At 38.9% G+C, this 16,134-nt stretch carries 14 protein-coding genes; 4 read left to right on the forward strand and 10 right to left on the reverse strand.

The genetic code is table 11. The features are described 5' to 3' along the window. Positions 1-38 precede the first annotated feature (38 nt). Positions 39-500, reverse strand: coding sequence for an Lrp/AsnC family transcriptional regulator (locus PSF09_RS14590; RefSeq protein WP_004905429.1), 462 nt, complete (start codon positions 498-500; stop codon positions 39-41). Positions 501-778: 278 nt separating this feature from the next. Here PSF09_RS14590 and queC point away from each other — a divergent pair, with 278 nt between their 5' ends. Next, positions 779-1,468 carry a 7-cyano-7-deazaguanine synthase QueC gene (gene queC / locus PSF09_RS14595; protein WP_272665568.1) on the forward strand — a complete coding sequence of 230 codons (690 nt, stop codon included), beginning with the start codon at positions 779-781 and terminating at the stop codon, positions 1,466-1,468. 59 nt (positions 1,469-1,527) lie between these two features. On the opposite strand, the gene PSF09_RS14600 is transcribed toward queC, so the two are convergent. The 9 genes from PSF09_RS14600 to bolA form a co-directional block, all read right to left on the reverse strand. After that, positions 1,528-1,956, reverse strand: coding sequence for an acyl-CoA thioesterase (locus PSF09_RS14600; RefSeq protein WP_210836523.1), 429 nt, complete (start codon positions 1,954-1,956; stop codon positions 1,528-1,530). 176 nt (positions 1,957-2,132) lie between these two features. Further along, complete coding sequence (locus PSF09_RS14605; RefSeq protein WP_272665569.1) at positions 2,133-2,504, reverse strand: ComEA family DNA-binding protein; 372 nt, start codon at positions 2,502-2,504, stop codon at positions 2,133-2,135. A gap of 144 nt (positions 2,505-2,648) precedes the next feature. Beyond that, complete coding sequence (gene ppiD, locus PSF09_RS14610) at positions 2,649-4,520, reverse strand: peptidylprolyl isomerase (protein ID WP_272684071.1); 1,872 nt, start codon at positions 4,518-4,520, stop codon at positions 2,649-2,651. Between the two features lie 175 nt (positions 4,521-4,695). After that, complete coding sequence (hupB, locus tag PSF09_RS14615; RefSeq protein ID WP_004914513.1) at positions 4,696-4,971, reverse strand: nucleoid-associated protein HU-beta; 276 nt, start codon at positions 4,969-4,971, stop codon at positions 4,696-4,698. 226 nt (positions 4,972-5,197) lie between these two features. After that, on the reverse strand, positions 5,198-7,636 hold the full coding sequence (lon, locus tag PSF09_RS14620; protein WP_272665571.1) for an endopeptidase La: 2,439 nt from the start codon (positions 7,634-7,636) through the stop codon (positions 5,198-5,200). 206 nt (positions 7,637-7,842) lie between these two features. Further along, positions 7,843-9,120 carry an ATP-dependent protease ATP-binding subunit ClpX gene (gene clpX / locus PSF09_RS14625; protein WP_004914518.1) on the reverse strand — a complete coding sequence of 426 codons (1,278 nt, stop codon included), beginning with the start codon at positions 9,118-9,120 and terminating at the stop codon, positions 7,843-7,845. Positions 9,121-9,233: 113 nt separating this feature from the next. Further along, the gene (gene clpP / locus PSF09_RS14630) at positions 9,234-9,854 is read right to left on the reverse strand and encodes an ATP-dependent Clp endopeptidase proteolytic subunit ClpP (RefSeq protein ID WP_004905443.1); all 621 of its coding nucleotides are present in this window, start codon (positions 9,852-9,854) and stop codon (positions 9,234-9,236) included. 540 nt (positions 9,855-10,394) lie between these two features. After that, positions 10,395-11,699: a trigger factor gene (gene tig, locus PSF09_RS14635; protein ID WP_004914522.1), complete on the reverse strand. Its 1,305-nt coding sequence runs from the start codon at positions 11,697-11,699 to the stop codon at positions 10,395-10,397. Between the two features lie 352 nt (positions 11,700-12,051). After that, positions 12,052-12,390: a transcriptional regulator BolA gene (bolA, locus tag PSF09_RS14640; protein ID WP_272665572.1), complete on the reverse strand. Its 339-nt coding sequence runs from the start codon at positions 12,388-12,390 to the stop codon at positions 12,052-12,054. Positions 12,391-12,646: 256 nt separating this feature from the next. Here bolA and PSF09_RS14645 point away from each other — a divergent pair, with 256 nt between their 5' ends. The 3 genes from PSF09_RS14645 (at position 12,647) to PSF09_RS14655 (ending at position 15,902) form a co-directional block, all read left to right on the forward strand. After that, complete coding sequence (locus PSF09_RS14645; protein ID WP_004914528.1) at positions 12,647-13,228, forward strand: YajG family lipoprotein; 582 nt, start codon at positions 12,647-12,649, stop codon at positions 13,226-13,228. A gap of 129 nt (positions 13,229-13,357) precedes the next feature. Continuing rightward, a complete protein-coding gene (gene ampG, locus PSF09_RS14650) occupies positions 13,358-14,860 on the forward strand; it encodes a muropeptide MFS transporter AmpG (RefSeq protein ID WP_272665574.1) in 1,503 nt (500 codons plus the stop codon). A 271-nt stretch (positions 14,861-15,131) separates the two neighbouring features. Next, a complete protein-coding gene (locus PSF09_RS14655; RefSeq protein ID WP_272684072.1) occupies positions 15,132-15,902 on the forward strand; it encodes a nucleoside-specific channel-forming Tsx family protein in 771 nt (256 codons plus the stop codon). The last annotated feature ends 232 nt before the right edge of the window (positions 15,903-16,134 follow it).

Here is a 16,134-nt window from a genome sequence, read left to right on the forward strand (position 1 = left end):
AAGAATGAGAGCCCGTAATTATCTAAGTTATTACAGGGTTAATCAGGAATAGGCAATACTGTCGTATACTTGATTTTTTCCATTGCAAAGCTTGAAGTTACATCGATTAAACCATGAACACCATTAACTAACTTTTTATAAAATAAGTCATATGATTTCATATCATGTACTTCTACTTGCATAAGATAATCATACTCCCCAGCCATACGATAAAACATCAGAACTTCAGGAAGTTGACTAACAAAAGAAACAAATTGCTCATACCACTCACTATTATGATGCTGTGTTTTAATTGTCACAATCACCGTTAAACCTAAACCTAACTTCTCACCGTCGAGTAAAGTGACTCGCCCTCGAATATAACCTTCATCTTCAAGCCTTTTTAACCTTTTCCAGCACGGAGTAGATGTTAAATTAACAGCTTCAGCAAGGGTATTTAAGGATAGGCTGCTGTCATTTTGCAATAAACAAAGCAGTTTTTTGTCTATTTTATCTAACATGGTTGCTCTCTTGACTTGGGTGTAAGTGCTTTTATCATTATTTTATTAGCCGTATAACTATATTATGCAATAATTGAACAATTAAAAAACAATAAAAATGTCACCAAATGCCATGATTATAGAATATTTTTATACAAATGACCAAATCGACATATAAATAGTACTTCAATCAAACTAATTTGATAAAAATAGAACTATGAATTACATCCCAGTATCGCTAACATGCTTTACTCTCTTCCCATCACATTTTAACAATGATATATCACCAAGGAGTACCTATGAAACGCGCAGTTGTGGTTTTTAGCGGAGGCCAAGACTCAACAACCTGTCTTATTCAAGCTTTGCAAAACTATGATGAAGTTCATTGTGTTACTTTCGATTACGGCCAGCGCCACCGTTTTGAAATCGAAGTCGCACAGAAATTGAGCGTGTCTTTAGGTGCTACAGCACATAAAGTGTTAGATGTCACATTACTCAATGAATTAGCAATCAGCAGCTTAACTCGAGATAACATCCCAGTTCCTGATTTTGCAGAAAGCGAGTCCAGTACTTTACCCAGCACTTTTGTTCCTGGACGCAACATTTTATTCCTCACACTAGCCGCAATTTATGCCTACCAAGTACAGGCAGAAGCAGTAATAACCGGTGTTTGTGAAACTGATTTTTCAGGTTACCCAGATTGCCGAGATGAATTTGTCAAAGCCCTTAATCATGCTGTAGGCCTCGGTCTTGCCAAAAATATTCGCTTTGAAACCCCGTTAATGTGGTTGAATAAAGCCCAAACATGGGCTCTTGCCGACAGCTATGGCCACCTTGAAACCATCAGGCAACAAACACTGACTTGTTATAATGGTATTCAAGGTGATGGTTGCGGTGAATGTGCTGCCTGCCATTTAAGGAGCAAGGGCTTAAATGAATATTTAAATGATAAAGAAGCCATCATGCTCTCATTAAAACAAAAACCATAATGAATTAATCAAACACACAGCCTACCATTAGCTTATTCGTAATATTCAAGCTAAGTAGGCTAGTTTTGAATAAAATCTTCAGAGCTCACCTTGAATGACTCTAACTTCTCACGCAGCTGTTCATCGATGACAATCGCTTTATTTTCTATATTATCAATAAAAACAAATGTCACATATGCATCTGAAACAACCTCTTGGATTCCTGCTTTAGTGCGAATTATTTGTTGGTAACATACTGCGCTTTTACTGCCTATTTTGTCCATACGGGTCACCACAGTCAGCTCATCACCGAGTAAGACGCCTTGGATATAATTTACATTAATATTCACCGCAGCCATTGTTAAATTGTTTTTTATGGCCCAACTAATAAAATTGCGTTTGTTCATCCACTCCCAACGGTCTGCTTCATAGAATTCTAAGTAGCGTGCATTATTAACATGCTGAAAAACATCTATATGATAACCATGAACTTTAATGTGTGTTGTCATAACTACTCCGACCAGTTTATTCTTTAGTAACATAAAAATAACAAATGTACGGAAAATGTGCTGAATGATTATCAATAATAAGACTTAGCTCGCAAATTATTTACAAAAGGCTTAGTTTTCTGATTAATTATCAACCTTTCAATATATTCCCCCATACTCTGTATGGGGGGATTTAGTTACAAAGTTAACTTATTTTTATTCTTTTCTAAAAATGCAGGACCTATCCCCTGAACTTCTAAAATATTTTCAATGGAATTAAAAGCACCATACTTTTGCCTATACTCAACGATGGCTTTAGCTTTCTGCCGACCTATACCTGTAAGTTTTTCGGCAAGTTCCTCTTCACCCGCTAAGTTAATATTTACTTTGTCAGATTGCTCATGATTAGTTGATGGTGAGTTATTACTTACTTGTTTCTCTTGAATGGCAGCCGCAGTGGTTTTTTCTGGCTCAATTTTCTTAGCCAAAGAAAAAGAAGAAAATGAGCATAATAAAGAAAGGAGCAGAACAATACCTAATCTGCATTTATTGACTGAATTCCATAACATATTTGTTCTCCTGTGTATGTTGAGACATAACTATGCCATAGAAAAATATGGAACTCTTTTCAATAAAATTAAAAATACGAAAGGCCACCCAAAGGTGGCCTTCTGTTCATAACGTTGCAATTTTACTTGCGAAGCTGCTCGCAATTATTCAATATTCAGCACTTCAATTTTTGCATTTTCACGCAAGTTAAGCATCAAAGCTTCGTTAACCGCAGAACTCATAGCACCTTGGTATTCACGAGTTAGTTGTTTTAACTCGTCATCTGTTGGTTGGCCTAATGTGACTTTATCTAGCTGAATAACCACATAGTTATCAGACTCGTCACGCGCAAGTGCGTAGCTTGGTTTACCATCAACAGGTTGTGGCATTTCCATTGTCGCATTGATAACCGCTGTTTGTGGCATTAAACGAGAAACGGTTTGAGCATCAGAGAATTTAATCCCCGTAGCACTTAGAGCTTCAGCCCCTTTACCCACTTTTAACTCAGTAAGTAATTTATCGCCCGTAGCTTTCAACTCTGCTTCGGCTTTTTGGCGTTTAACCAGTGTTTCAATTTCTGACTTAACCTGTTCAAAAGGTTCAACACTTTCAGGTTTGTACTCTGTAACACGCACAACAAATGCACGGTCACCTTCCACGTTAATAACGTCTGAGTTGATTCCTTTAGAACCATTTTTATCCACTAAACGGTCGCTAAATACTTCACTGACCACTTTAGGGAAATTAAGTGCAGCAGGTGGGTTTGTTCTATCAAACCAATCCGTTGTCACAGCTTTCAAACCAGATACAGATTCAACTGAGACTAATGATTCCATATCACTAGTAGCCGCTTCACTGACTTTTTGCTGTAAATCATAGAATTGCTTAATGTTTTTATCTTGAAGTAAGCTAGTTTTAATACTTTCTTCAACTTGCTCAAATGGTTTAATCGATTCTGGTTTAATATCATCTAAACGAAAAATAACATAGCTATTTTGTGATTTAACAGGTGCCGAAAGTTGCCCTTTTTCTGTTAATTTAGCATCCACAATCTCGCTTGGCGTTGATGCAGCTTCCATCCAGCCAATCAAGCCTTTTTGCCCTGCACTGAACTTATCCGTTGATTTTTCAGCGGCTAACGTTGCAAAATCTGCACCTTGTTTTAATTCACTCAGAATATCATTCGCTTCTTTTTCAGAAGCCACCTGAATCATACTGTACTGCTTTTGCTCTGCTTGAGTATAATTTTTCAGGTTTTGCTCATAATAGGCTTTTACTTCTTCATCAGACACTGTTGCTGGTGCCATCGATGCTGCATCCATTTCAACATAGCTTACTTGCACCTTCTCAGGTGAGATAAAGCTATTTTGGTTAGCATCATAATAAGCTTTTAATTCTTCTTCAGAGGCTGTTTGTTTTGCTTGAACCTCTGTTAAATCTAAAGTTGCAGTGCGAATTTCACGCTCTTGCATAAATAATTCAGCATACGCTTTGACTTCAGATGGTAAAGCGAAATCGGTTCCAGTAAAGGTTTTGGCTAGCTGAGCACGTGTAAGATCTTGGCGAATTTGAGCCGCAAGGCTATCTGCATTAATGTTGTTACGACTTAAGATCTCACGATATTTTTCGCTATCAAACCGGCCATCTGTTTGAAAAACAGGCATTGAGAAAATATATTGCTCAATTTGCTGATCGCTTGCTGAGAGTTGTAGTTCATTAGCATACTGATTAATCAATTCATTGTTAATCAAGTTATCAAGAGCTTGGCGGCGCAGTAAATTCATGCTTTCTTCATTACTAGCGACTTCTGAAAATTTATCCCCCAGATACTCTTGTAATGATTGGCGCTCTTGTTGAAAAGCTTGCTGTAGCTGCTCTCGGCTTATTGACTGCCCGTTAACTTCAGCGGCATTATTTGCACTGTTACCACCAAGGCCACCCATCATAACGCCACCCAACACGAATGAAAGGATAATCAGCGCCAGTATTATTTTGAGCAAAGGACTATTCGCCTTTGTGCGTAAATTTTCCATCATAAAAAGGCTTAACTCCGCTTTGTTGAATTCAATTTCCTGATAATACGCTAATCTTAACTCAGAAAGAAAAAAAAGCGCACCATTTCAATGGTGCGCTTATATATTAGCTGATTAAAGACATTCCGTCAGTTTGAGTTTTCGCAAAAATACGAGAAAGACAAACTTAAATACCTAATTAGCTATTTACAGCGTCTTTAAGACCCTTGCCTGGACGGAAAGCAGGAACTTTTGCCGCAGCTATTTTAATTTCTTTACCCGTTTGAGGGTTACGGCCTGTACGTGCTGCACGCTCACGAACAGAGAAAGTCCCAAAGCCAACTAGAGCAACATCGTCCCCTTTACTCAAAGAACCCGTTACAGTAGCAACGAACGCGTCAACAACACGACCTGCTGCAGCTTTAGAAATATTCGCATCAGAAGCGATTTGATCAATCAGTTGAGCTTTATTCACTCTTATCATCCCCATATTAGTTGGACTATAAATCTCTTAATTAACTATAGCAGTTATTAGTATAGTTAATTAATGATGCAGCCGTTATATCAATCCTGATTACCAATGGCAAGAGAACAGATTGCATACAAACAATTATCAGAATCATCGTTAAATTAGCGATGAAAAAAAAGGCTGACAAGCCCTAAATTAGCTGTCAGCCTTAATTTTATACAAACTTCTTGATTCAGCTCACTCTTTTAGCTTTCTTTTTAACTACTTCAGCGCCAAAAGGAGGATTAACTAAAGCCAAAGATAAGACTTCTTCAATCGTTTTCACAGGGTGAATTTCAAGATCTGCGATCACATTTTGAGGAATTTCTTCTAAATCACGTTCGTTTTCTTTAGGAATTAATACTGTTTTAATCCCTCCACGGTGTGCCGCCAATAATTTCTCTTTTAAGCCACCAATTGGGAAAACTAACCCTCTTAATGTAATTTCACCCGTCATAGCAACATCTGCTCTCACTGGATTACCCGTTAGGCAAGAAACTAATGCTGTAGACATCGCAATACCTGCACTTGGACCATCTTTTGGCGTTGCCCCTTCAGGTACGTGCACATGGATATCGCGTTTTTCATAAAAATCACCATTAATACCCAGTTTTTCCGCTCGAGCCCTAACAACCGTTAATGCAGTTTGAATAGACTCTTGCATCACTTCACCTAAAGAACCGGTATAAGTTAGTTTGCCTTTACCGGGCACACAAGCAGTTTCAATAGTGAGTAAGTCACCACCAACTTCAGTCCAAGCAAGGCCTGTAACTTGCCCAACACGGTTTTCTGTGTCTGCTTGGCCGTAATCAAAACGACGAACGCCCAGATAATCTTTCAGGTTGTCAGCATTGATTTCAATGTGCTTGAGCTTTTTGTCCATAAGTAGCGCCTTAACCGCTTTACGGCACAATTTAGAGATTTCACGCTCTAAACCACGAACTCCAGCTTCACGAGTGTAATAACGAATGATGCTCATTAAAGCACTATCATCGATAGTTAACTCATTCTTTTTCAACGCATTACGTTCAATCTGCTTAGACAGCAAATGTTTTTTCGCAATATTCAGTTTTTCATCTTCTGTATAACCAGAAAGACGAATCACTTCCATACGATCTAACAATGGCGCAGGGATGTTCATTGAGTTCGATGTTGCAACGAACATCACATCAGACAAATCGTAATCCACTTCTAAGTAGTGGTCGTTAAAGGCAATATTTTGCTCTGGATCAAGCACCTCTAGCAACGCAGAAGCTGGGTCGCCACGCATATCAGATGACATTTTGTCAATTTCATCCAGTAAAAATAGTGGGTTTTTGACCCCTACTTTTGCCATCTTTTGGATCAGCTTACCTGGCATTGAACCAATATAAGTACGACGGTGGCCACGGATTTCAGCTTCATCGCGCACCCCACCTAATGCCATACGTGTATATTGGCGCCCCGTAGCCTTAGCAATAGATTGCCCCAAAGAGGTTTTACCTACACCCGGAGGCCCAACCAAACAAAGGATTGGCCCTTTAATTTTACTGACGCGGCTTTGCACTGCCAGATACTCTAAAATACGGTCTTTCACACGCTCTAAACCGTAGTGATCGGTATCTAACACTTCTTGTGCTTTAACTAAGTCTTTTTTGACTTTGCTACGTTTATGCCATGGAACCTGTACCATCCAATCAATATAGCTACGGACAACAGTAGCTTCTGCTGACATCGGAGACATCATTTTCAGCTTCTGCAATTCTGCTTCGGCTTTTTCTTGTGCCTCTTTTGGCATTTTCGCTTCTTCGATTTTACGTTTTAGCGATTCATATTCGTCTGGCGCATCGTCCATTTCACCCAGCTCTTTCTGAATAGCTTTCATTTGCTCATTCAGATAATACTCGCGCTGGCTTTTTTCCATCTGTTTTTTAACGCGGTTGCGGATGCGTTTTTCCACTTGCAGCAACTCAGTTTCTGACTCCATCATGGCCATCAAAAACTCTACGCGTTCAGCAATATTTGCCATTTCTAAAACGCGTTGTTTATCTGCTAATTTTAATGGCATATGTGAGGCAATGGTATCTGCTAGTTTATCTAGCTGATCTTGCTCAATTGCATGTAACGCGGTTAATACTTCAGGTGGAATTTTTTTATTCAGTTTTATATAGCTTTCAAACTGACTAACGATAGTGCGATACAACACTTCGTTTTCTTTTTCATCGAGTGTATCTGATGATTGAGAACCCGCTGCTGTTTCATCATACGCTGCGTGTTCAGATTCATTATTTTGTTCTGTTGCCAAATACTCTGCTTGCGCTAAGAAATATTCGCCATTATCTGTCAAACTGGTAATACGTGCGCGTCGTAGGCCTTCAACAAGGACTTTAACGGTACCATCAGGCAGTTTTAGCATCTGGATAACGGATGCAACTGTACCGACAGCAAATAAATCATTCACCCCTGGCTCATCAGTCGAGGCTTCTTTTTGCGCAACCAGCATTACCTGCTTGTCATGATCCATCGCTGCTTCCAGACTGTGAATGGATTTTTCACGTCCAACAAACAGTGGGATCACCATATGTGGGTATACCACTACATCACGCAGAGGCAATACTGGTATTTCAATGCGTTCGGAACGCTCAGGATTCATAAAGCTCTCTCTTCGTTTAGCTCACGCTAGTTTAAGGGTTTCTGTCTCTTGCTTTAAAATTGCTTTCTAAAACAAGGAAACCACACCTCAGAATATAAACTATATGGGGACAAGATTTTAGCATTCAATGGCTAGTTGAACATAAAAAACAAAATGAGGGAAACCCCTCATTTCGTTTGATTAACTATTGAACGTTTTATATGGGATTAGTTATCGCCGGAAGCTTGAGCATCAGGTTTGCTATATATCAATAGCGGCTCTGATTGCTCATTAATGACGTTTTCATCAACGACAACTTTTTCAACATTACTCATTGAAGGAAGGTCATACATCGTATTTAACAATGCGGCTTCAACAATAGAACGTAAACCACGAGCTCCGGTTTTACGTGCCATGGCTTTCTTAGCGATGGCTTTTAATGCTTCCTCACGGAACTCAAGTTCTGTATTTTCAAGACTAAATAAAGCTTGGTATTGCTTAGTTAATGCATTTTTAGGCTCTTTCAGAATCTGAATTAATGCTTCTTCACTTAATTCAGTTAATGTTGCAACAACAGGCAAACGGCCAATAAACTCAGGGATTAAACCAAATTTAATTAAATCTTCTGGTTCTGCCTGCGTTAATAGTTCGCCTTCCGTTGCTTTATCTGATTCACCTTTCACTTCTGCAGCAAAACCGATACCTGAACGGGTATTTAAACGCTGACCGATCACTTTATCGAGTCCTGCAAATGCCCCGCCACAAATGAAGAGGATCTTTGAGGTATCAACCTGCAAAAATTCTTGCTGAGGGTGTTTACGTCCCCCTTGTGGTGGTACTGCCGCAACAGTTCCTTCAATTAGTTTTAGAAGCGCTTGTTGCACACCCTCACCGGAAACGTCACGGGTAATTGATGGGTTATCTGATTTACGTGAAATTTTATCAATTTCATCAATGTATACGATACCACGTTGCGCTTTTTCAACATCGTAATCGCATTTTTGCAATAATTTTTGAATAATATTTTCAACGTCTTCACCAACATAACCAGCTTCAGTTAATGTCGTTGCATCAGCCATTGTAAATGGAACATCCAAATAACGTGCTAAAGTTTCAGCTAAAAGTGTTTTACCACTCCCTGTTGGACCAATTAGCAAAATATTACTTTTACCTAATTCAACACCATCACTGGTTTTATCACCATTACGTAAGCGCTTGTAATGGTTATATACCGCAACAGCTAAAACTTTTTTCGCTTTTTCTTGACCGATCACATAGTCGTCAAGATGCTGCCGAATTTCATGTGGTGTAGGCAGTTCACTACGCTCACGATGCGGCGTAAGTTCTTTGATTTCTTCACGGATGATATCGAGACATAAATCTACGCATTCATCACAAATATAGACTGACGGACCGGCAATCAGCTTACGTACTTCATGCTGACTTTTTCCGCAGAAAGAGCAGTAAAGCAGTTTTCCTGTCCCCTCTTTGCGTTTATCTGTCATCAGTTGACCTCACTTTTATCCATATTGTTTTGTTTTCGTTGATTAAAAAACAAAACAACGATTTTCTTTAAAATAGTTTATGGTATGAACTAATTATACCAAAAGTTAACCCATTAACGGCTACTATAAATTTGGTCGACTAAACCATACTCTTTTGCTTCATTTGCAGATAAGAAACGGTCACGCTCTGTGTCTCGAGTAATTTCTTCAATGGATTTTCCCGTATGCAGAGCCATTAACTCGTTCATTCGAGATTTCACTTTAAGAATCTCTTGGGCATGGATTTCGATATCTGACGCTTGGCCTTGATAACCCCCTAACGGTTGGTGGATCATCACGCGTGAATTTGGTAAGCAGAAACGTTTACCTTTGGTACCCGCCGTCAATAAAAAAGCCCCCATGGAACAAGCTTGCCCCATACAGATAGTGCTTACATCAGGCTTGATAAACTGCATCGTATCGTAAATTGACATTCCTGCGGTAATAACACCACCTGGTGAATTAATATACAAATGAATGTCTTTTTCAGGGTTTTCTGCTTCAAGAAATAACATCTGAGCGACGATTAAATTCGCCATATGGTCTTCCACTTGACCAGTCAGGAAGATAATACGTTCTTTTAATAGACGTGAGTAAATATCATACGAGCGCTCACCACGAGAAGTTTGCTCTATGACCATAGGCACAAGGGCCATTTGAGATGCTAATTGTTCCTGACTGCCAAAATGTGACATCGAAATCTCCTATTAAAAACGTTCTGGTGCTTGCGCCTAATTTGCTGTCTGCCTGCTATTTTGAGCAGAGATCATGCCACAAACAACGGTTTTAAAAAATTCCTGTGTCTGCAGGCTCTTTCAATTCTCTTATTTTTCTAGTTTAGCTAATATTTAACCAAATAACCGCAGAAATAAGAAGAAAATGCAGCTAAGTATGCTGCAGTAAATAAGACGCTCTTTAAAAGAGTTTAACACAAGTCTATTGGGTTACATGGAATTATACCATTAGAAAACCATACTTGATTTTCAAGGGAAACAAAATAACTCAGTTGGTTAATATCACCGTTTTCGACAATGTTAAGCTATTCAAAATAGTTCAAATTGCAATTAAAGCCCCATTTAGACTACTTGAAGTATAGATAATATAATTAGGGTTTAAATGTGTTTTTCAAGGGTATCCTAATTAAATTCGCTAAAGTGATAATTTAAAGGCTTTAATTGACAAAAAACCCGTAGCAGTACACCACGGGTTTCATTATTTTATACAGCAAGAAAAAATTAACCTGCTTGAACTTGGTTCATCAGTTCAGTGAAGTTAGTTTCTTTTTCTGTCACTTTAGCAACTGCCAATACAGTTTCAACAGCTTGTTCTTCTAAAGCTAAATTACGAACGCTGTTCATCAGCTCTTCGTTTTTGCTGTAGTATTCGATAACTTCAGCTGGATCTTCATACGCAGAAGCCATTTCTTCGATCAGCGCTTTAACACGATCTTCGTCAGCTTTCAGTTCGTTTTTGTTGATCACTTCGCCTAACAGCAGACCAATCACTACGCGACGTTTTGCTTGTTCTTCAAACAGTTCACGAGGTAATTCCATCGCTTGTTTTTCGTCGCCACCAAAGCGTTGTGCCGCTTGACGACGCAGAACATCAATTTCACCATCAACAACTGCGGCTGGAACTTCGATGTCATTCGCTTTGATTAAGCCATCAAGAACTTGTGCTTTAACACGGTTACGCACGGCATTTTTCAGCTCACGTTCCATGTTTTTACGTACTTCTGCACGCAGGCCATCTAAAGAACCATCAGCGATACCAAAACGCTTGATGAATTCTTCAGTGAATTCAGGCAGTTCACGTTGTTCTACTTTCTTCAGAACGATAGCAAATTTCGCAGCTTTACCTTTCAGGTTTTCAGCATGGTAGTCTTCTGGGAAGTTAACTTCGATATCGAATTCTTCGCCCGCTTTATGACCAACAACACCTTCTTCGAAACCTGGGATCATACGACCTTCGCCCATAACCAGAGCGAAATCTTCTGCTTTGCCGCCTTCGAATTCTTCACCATCGATAGAACCGGTAAAGTTGATAGTGATGCGAGAGTCAGCTTCTGCTGCCGCTTCAACTTCTTTCCACTGCGCTTGTTGCTTACGCAGAGTTTCTAACATGTTTTCCAGATCTTCGTCTTTTACAGAAACGGCTGGTTTTTCAACTTCAATAGTTTCTAAACCTGCTAATTCGATTTCTGGGTAAACTTCGAATTCAACTGAATAAACAAAATCTTTACCATCTTCGAGTTGCTCAGGCTTGTAGCTAGGCGCACCCGCTGGATTGATTTTTTGTTCAATAATTGCATTGATGAAGTTACGTTGCATTACATCGCCCAGAACGTCTTGCATAACAGACGCGCCATAACGCTGTTTAACGATGTTCATTGGTACTTTTCCTTTACGGAAACCATCAACACGTACTTTTTTAGCAACACTAACTAATTCGCTATTAACTGCTTTTTCAATATCAGTGGCAGGAACGGTGATTGTTACACGACGCCCAAGGCCTTGAGTCGTTTCAACAGAAACTTGCATCTTCTTACCTCAAAATAAATCTTAGTGATCGGTCTACTCCAGAGTTATGCCATTAAATCATAATGGCTGTCTCCCTTCCAGAACCGGGGGCGTTACTTTCGTAACGGTCAATCCCTGATATCAGAAGCGTCCCGAAACCTTACTGAAAATTAGACGCAGCATTATACCGATGCATGCGCCCTGAGTCGAGAAAAGCTGAGAAAAGAAGCGTTTTTTCCTCATTATTTGTGACTTTTCTGACTAAATTTTTTGTTTTTTCACCCAAAATGAAGAAAAAACATTCGCCAAGCTCATCATCGAGCATGGCTGATTATGTAAAGCATAGTCTCAGTGTATTAACTGAAACGAAAAATTACCGATTAACACCGCCAACACCACGACAAGCTGGTGATTTTAACGCGGTGTCAGCAAGCTCATTCCACTCTTGTTGTGTATATGTATGCAAAGCAAGGGCATGGATCCCTCCCGATAATTCGTCCGCTAAAATAGCATAAATTTCGCGGTGACGGGCAAGCATTCGTTTATTTTCAAATTTATCACTCACTAAAATAACTTTGAAATGGCTTTCAGACCCCGGTAACACGTTGTGTTGGTGGCTTTCATTAATGACCTCCAAATGTGTAGGTTCAAAAGCAGCGTGTAACTTTTGGTTCACGAGAGATTGCATACTTTGAGCTGCATTAGCGACCATAAAATGCTCCTTAATTAAAAATTATGCTCAGAGGCAATTATTTTTATTGTACGCATTGATTATTGCTATCTTCTTATTATAGAAATATCCGATAATAACTTACCAATGGTATGATAGCGGCACATTGATGCGAATTTTTTCAAAAATTGTTGTCTAATAGTTCAGGATAAATAAGCCGCTAAGCTTTATATTGTATGACGGCTACCCGCACCATAACGAAACATTGTCAATTAGGAAAGATGAACTGGAAAAAATTATGTTAAGAAAACTGTGTTTTCCACTTTTAGGGTTATTTCTTCTTGCGGGCTGTGCAACCAGCAGCAATACATTATCACTTGAGCCTAAGATAGCTTTACCTGCAAAAAACCCCACATTGAATGCAACTTCAATTAGTGTCAGCAGTGTCGATAACCGTACGAATAAATCCTTAGCAGAAGTGAATCGTAATGGTAGTTTAGTTGTACTGAACCCTTCACGCGATCCTCGTTATCTGATGCAAGAAGCCGTCGAAAAGCAAATGGCTGCACGTGGGTTTATGGTGACATCACCGGCCAATGTGAATTTAGTCGTTCAATTGAATAAACTCGATACCAAAGTAAGTGAAGGCAGCCTGCGCCATAATATTACCGTAAACTCCAGTGTCAGTATTATTGCAACGGCTCCAAATGGCTCGACAAAAACACGCTCATTTACCCGTAATTTTAATACACAAGAATTATTGGCTGCCAATAATGCCAAGATAGAAACGGCTATCAATAGCGCATTAACTGATTTAATTGCAGATATGGCAACAGACCAAGAAATCACCGATTTTATCAGACAAAATTCACGCTATTAATTGAGCAATCATTATCATTAAGTATTAAGCTACCTAAGCTCTCATTGATTGAGCTTGGGTAGCATAGCGCAGCCAATACCTCTGCAGCGCAATGTATTGCAGCAATATCACACTGGCTTAGAGGGAATAATGCCTCGTTTTACTCTACCGAATAACATCACTTTAATCCTTTTAGGCTTTGTTTCTGGTCTACCTTTAGCTTTAACTGCGGGTACATTACAAGCTTGGCTAACAGTTGAAAATGTCGATATTAAAACCATTGGTTTCTTTTCATTAGTCGGACAGGCTTATGTGTTGAAATTTCTTTGGTCTCCAATGATGGACCGCTATACCCCACCCTTTCTTGGTCGCCGAAGAGGATGGCTATTAACCACTCAAATTCTGTTGATTATCAGTATTGCCGCTATGGGCTTTATGAATCCGTCAGAACATTTGTGGTATCTTGCTGCGCTGGCGGTCACTGTTGCATTTTGTTCAGCCTCGCAAGACATTGTTTTTGATGCTTATAAAACCGACTTGCTGAGTGCAGAAGAACGTGGAATTGGTGCTGCAACCTCAGTTATGGGTTACCGGATCAGTATGTTAGTCTCCGGCGGGCTTGCACTTTGGTTAGCGGATAAGTTTTTAACGTGGAAACAACTTTATTTAGTCATGGCAGGGCTAATGATTATCGGTGTTATCGCTACATTACTTGCGAAAGAACCCGAAGAGAGTTGTGCCGCGCCAACGTCACTAAAAAAAGCGATTTACGAACCACTCGCTGAATTCTTTAGCCGGAACAATGCTTGGCTAATCTTACTATTGTTAGTTTTTTACAAACTTGGTGACGCCTTTGTTATGGCGCTCAACACCAATTTTCTATTAAATGCCCTTGGTTTTAGTTTAAGTGAAGTCGGTACTGTCAATAAAACTGTCGGTATGGCCGCAACCATTATTGGGGCGTTACTTGGTGGTTACTTAATGAAAAACATGAGCTTATTTAAAGCTCTGTTTATTTTTGGGATTCTACAAGGTGGCTCTAATATAGGCTATTGGTTCTTAGCGATAACACCACCTCATATCTTAACCATGGGGTCGATTATATTTCTAGAGAATATCTTCTCTGGTATGGGGACCGCTGCTTTTGTCGCCCTATTAATGACACTATGTAATAAATCGTTATCCGCAACGCAATTTGCACTTCTTTCCGCTCTTTCGGCTGTTGGCCGTGTTTACATTGGCCCAATTGCGAGTATTTTCGTCAGTAATTATGGCTGGCCACTATTCTACCTTATTTCAATCGCAGTTGCGGTTCCGGGTGTTTTGCTTTTATTAGCTTGCCGGACATCCCTAATATACACACAATCAACAGGGTTATTTCAACGGCGCCAGCTGTTTGCAAAAGGCTATCGCATTGCCGTATATGCACTTATTACTGCCGTTAGCTTCCTTGCTATTTGGTTACTTTCATTACTTGTATTTTCATTTAGTGGTATGAAAGTTTATCTATTTACGACACAAATTGAATTTTGGCTGAGCTTACCTCACTACCAAAATCTTATTTTTAATACTGGCATTAGTATTGGAGCTATCAGCCTAGTTATTGGTGGTAGTTTAGACTTCCTCGCCGTTCGCAAGACAGTACAACAATAACCCTTTCTATACTTTTCTCATTTATCCCACAATTACCTAAATAAAGTTTATTTATTTAGGTAATTTGATCTTTTTTATAAATTAGATCCAAATAACAAAACAAAGCGATAACATCTAAATATCGTGATTTCGATCACTTCATGCGTGTAAAATATTTCTTAATTACAACTTTCAAGTCTAATATATCACAAGTTACAAATTGGTTAGCTAAAATGTTAATAACTAACGCTTTACTAAACTTCATTAATCAATAAGTGAAAATAATCTATATATGAAAAAAATCATTTACATTGCCACCTTAATTTCTCTCGCAGGTACGGCATATTCTGACGATATTGTTGGCTATAAAAATGGCTTTGCTGATGTCAATGTAAACTATTTAGATTGGTCACATCGTACTGAAAATAAAACAGAAAATACGACACGTAAAAAAGACTTTGCCTATATTGAACTTGAAGGAGGTGCCAATTTTAATTGGGGGGAGCTATATGGCTTTTTTGATCTCGAAAACCCATTCCACAGCCAACACACCGATTCAGGACGAAATAAACGTTATACCATTAAAACGACAGGCCGTTTTTATTTAGGTGATACTGGTTTCAACCTATATGGCCACGTTTATGGCACTTGGTCATTACCTGGTGCCAAATATGGTGGTAATTTCCACGATGTGAACACTTTATATGGTATTGGCTATAACACGACATTCGGTGACTTATGGTTTAAACCTTTTATTGCTCTTAATTACACCGACCAAACATTCTATTCAGGTAATAATGGATATGTCGCAGGTTGGGTAGCCGGTTATAATTTCAACGTATTTGACGAAAATTTCATGATAACGAACTGGCATGAAATGGAGTTTGCAAGGAATAAACGCTATAACGGTGGCAAGAGTAATGGCATAAATGGCGCTCTTGCTTTTTGGTGGAATGTCACAAACCATGTTTCTGCAGGGGTACAATACCGCTATGCTGATAATAAATTAGGCGATACTTTCTACCAAGATGCAATCATTTATACATTAAAGTATACCTTTTAGCATGCGCTAGAAAATTGTATCAGAGTTAATAGTTTTCTTTTTTTTATCAGTAAAATAAGAAATTTTCTTTATGATTTGGCCGATAAAGCAACCAAAATAGCTTTATCGGCAATAAAAACTGTAACTTTCCTTAGCATATTGCTAACCATTTATATCAGTTTCACTATTTTTTCATTTCTTTTGTATATATTTTTCTTTGAAAAATTACTAAGATAATTTACTATTAATTGAG

The organism is Providencia sp. PROV141, assembly GCF_028481645.1.
Lineage (GTDB): Bacteria > Pseudomonadota > Gammaproteobacteria > Enterobacterales > Enterobacteriaceae > Providencia > Providencia rettgeri.

Bases quoted from the DNA above. Each gene is read 5' to 3' on its own strand.
- PSF09_RS14590 (WP_004905429.1), bottom strand. From the start codon at position 500: ATGTTAGATAAAATAGACAAAAAACTGCTTTGTTTATTGCAAAATGAC.
- PSF09_RS14645 (WP_004914528.1), top strand. From the start codon at position 12,647: ATGTTAAGAAAACTGTGTTTTCCACTTTTAGGGTTATTTCTTCTTGCG.
- queC (WP_272665568.1), top strand. From the start codon at position 779: ATGAAACGCGCAGTTGTGGTTTTTAGCGGAGGCCAAGACTCAACAACC.
- tig (WP_004914522.1), bottom strand. From the start codon at position 11,699: ATGCAAGTTTCTGTTGAAACGACTCAAGGCCTTGGGCGTCGTGTAACA.
- clpP (WP_004905443.1), bottom strand. From the start codon at position 9,854: ATGTCACATTTTGGCAGTCAGGAACAATTAGCATCTCAAATGGCCCTT.
- PSF09_RS14655 (WP_272684072.1), top strand. From the start codon at position 15,132: ATGAAAAAAATCATTTACATTGCCACCTTAATTTCTCTCGCAGGTACG.
- ampG (WP_272665574.1), top strand. From the start codon at position 13,358: ATGCCTCGTTTTACTCTACCGAATAACATCACTTTAATCCTTTTAGGC.
- lon (WP_272665571.1), bottom strand. From the start codon at position 7,636: ATGAATCCTGAGCGTTCCGAACGCATTGAAATACCAGTATTGCCTCTG.
- clpX (WP_004914518.1), bottom strand. From the start codon at position 9,120: ATGACAGATAAACGCAAAGAGGGGACAGGAAAACTGCTTTACTGCTCT.
- PSF09_RS14600 (WP_210836523.1), bottom strand. From the start codon at position 1,956: ATGACAACACACATTAAAGTTCATGGTTATCATATAGATGTTTTTCAG.
- ppiD (WP_272684071.1), bottom strand. From the start codon at position 4,520: ATGATGGAAAATTTACGCACAAAGGCGAATAGTCCTTTGCTCAAAATA.
- bolA (WP_272665572.1), bottom strand. From the start codon at position 12,390: ATGGTCGCTAATGCAGCTCAAAGTATGCAATCTCTCGTGAACCAAAAG.
- PSF09_RS14605 (WP_272665569.1), bottom strand. From the start codon at position 2,504: ATGTTATGGAATTCAGTCAATAAATGCAGATTAGGTATTGTTCTGCTC.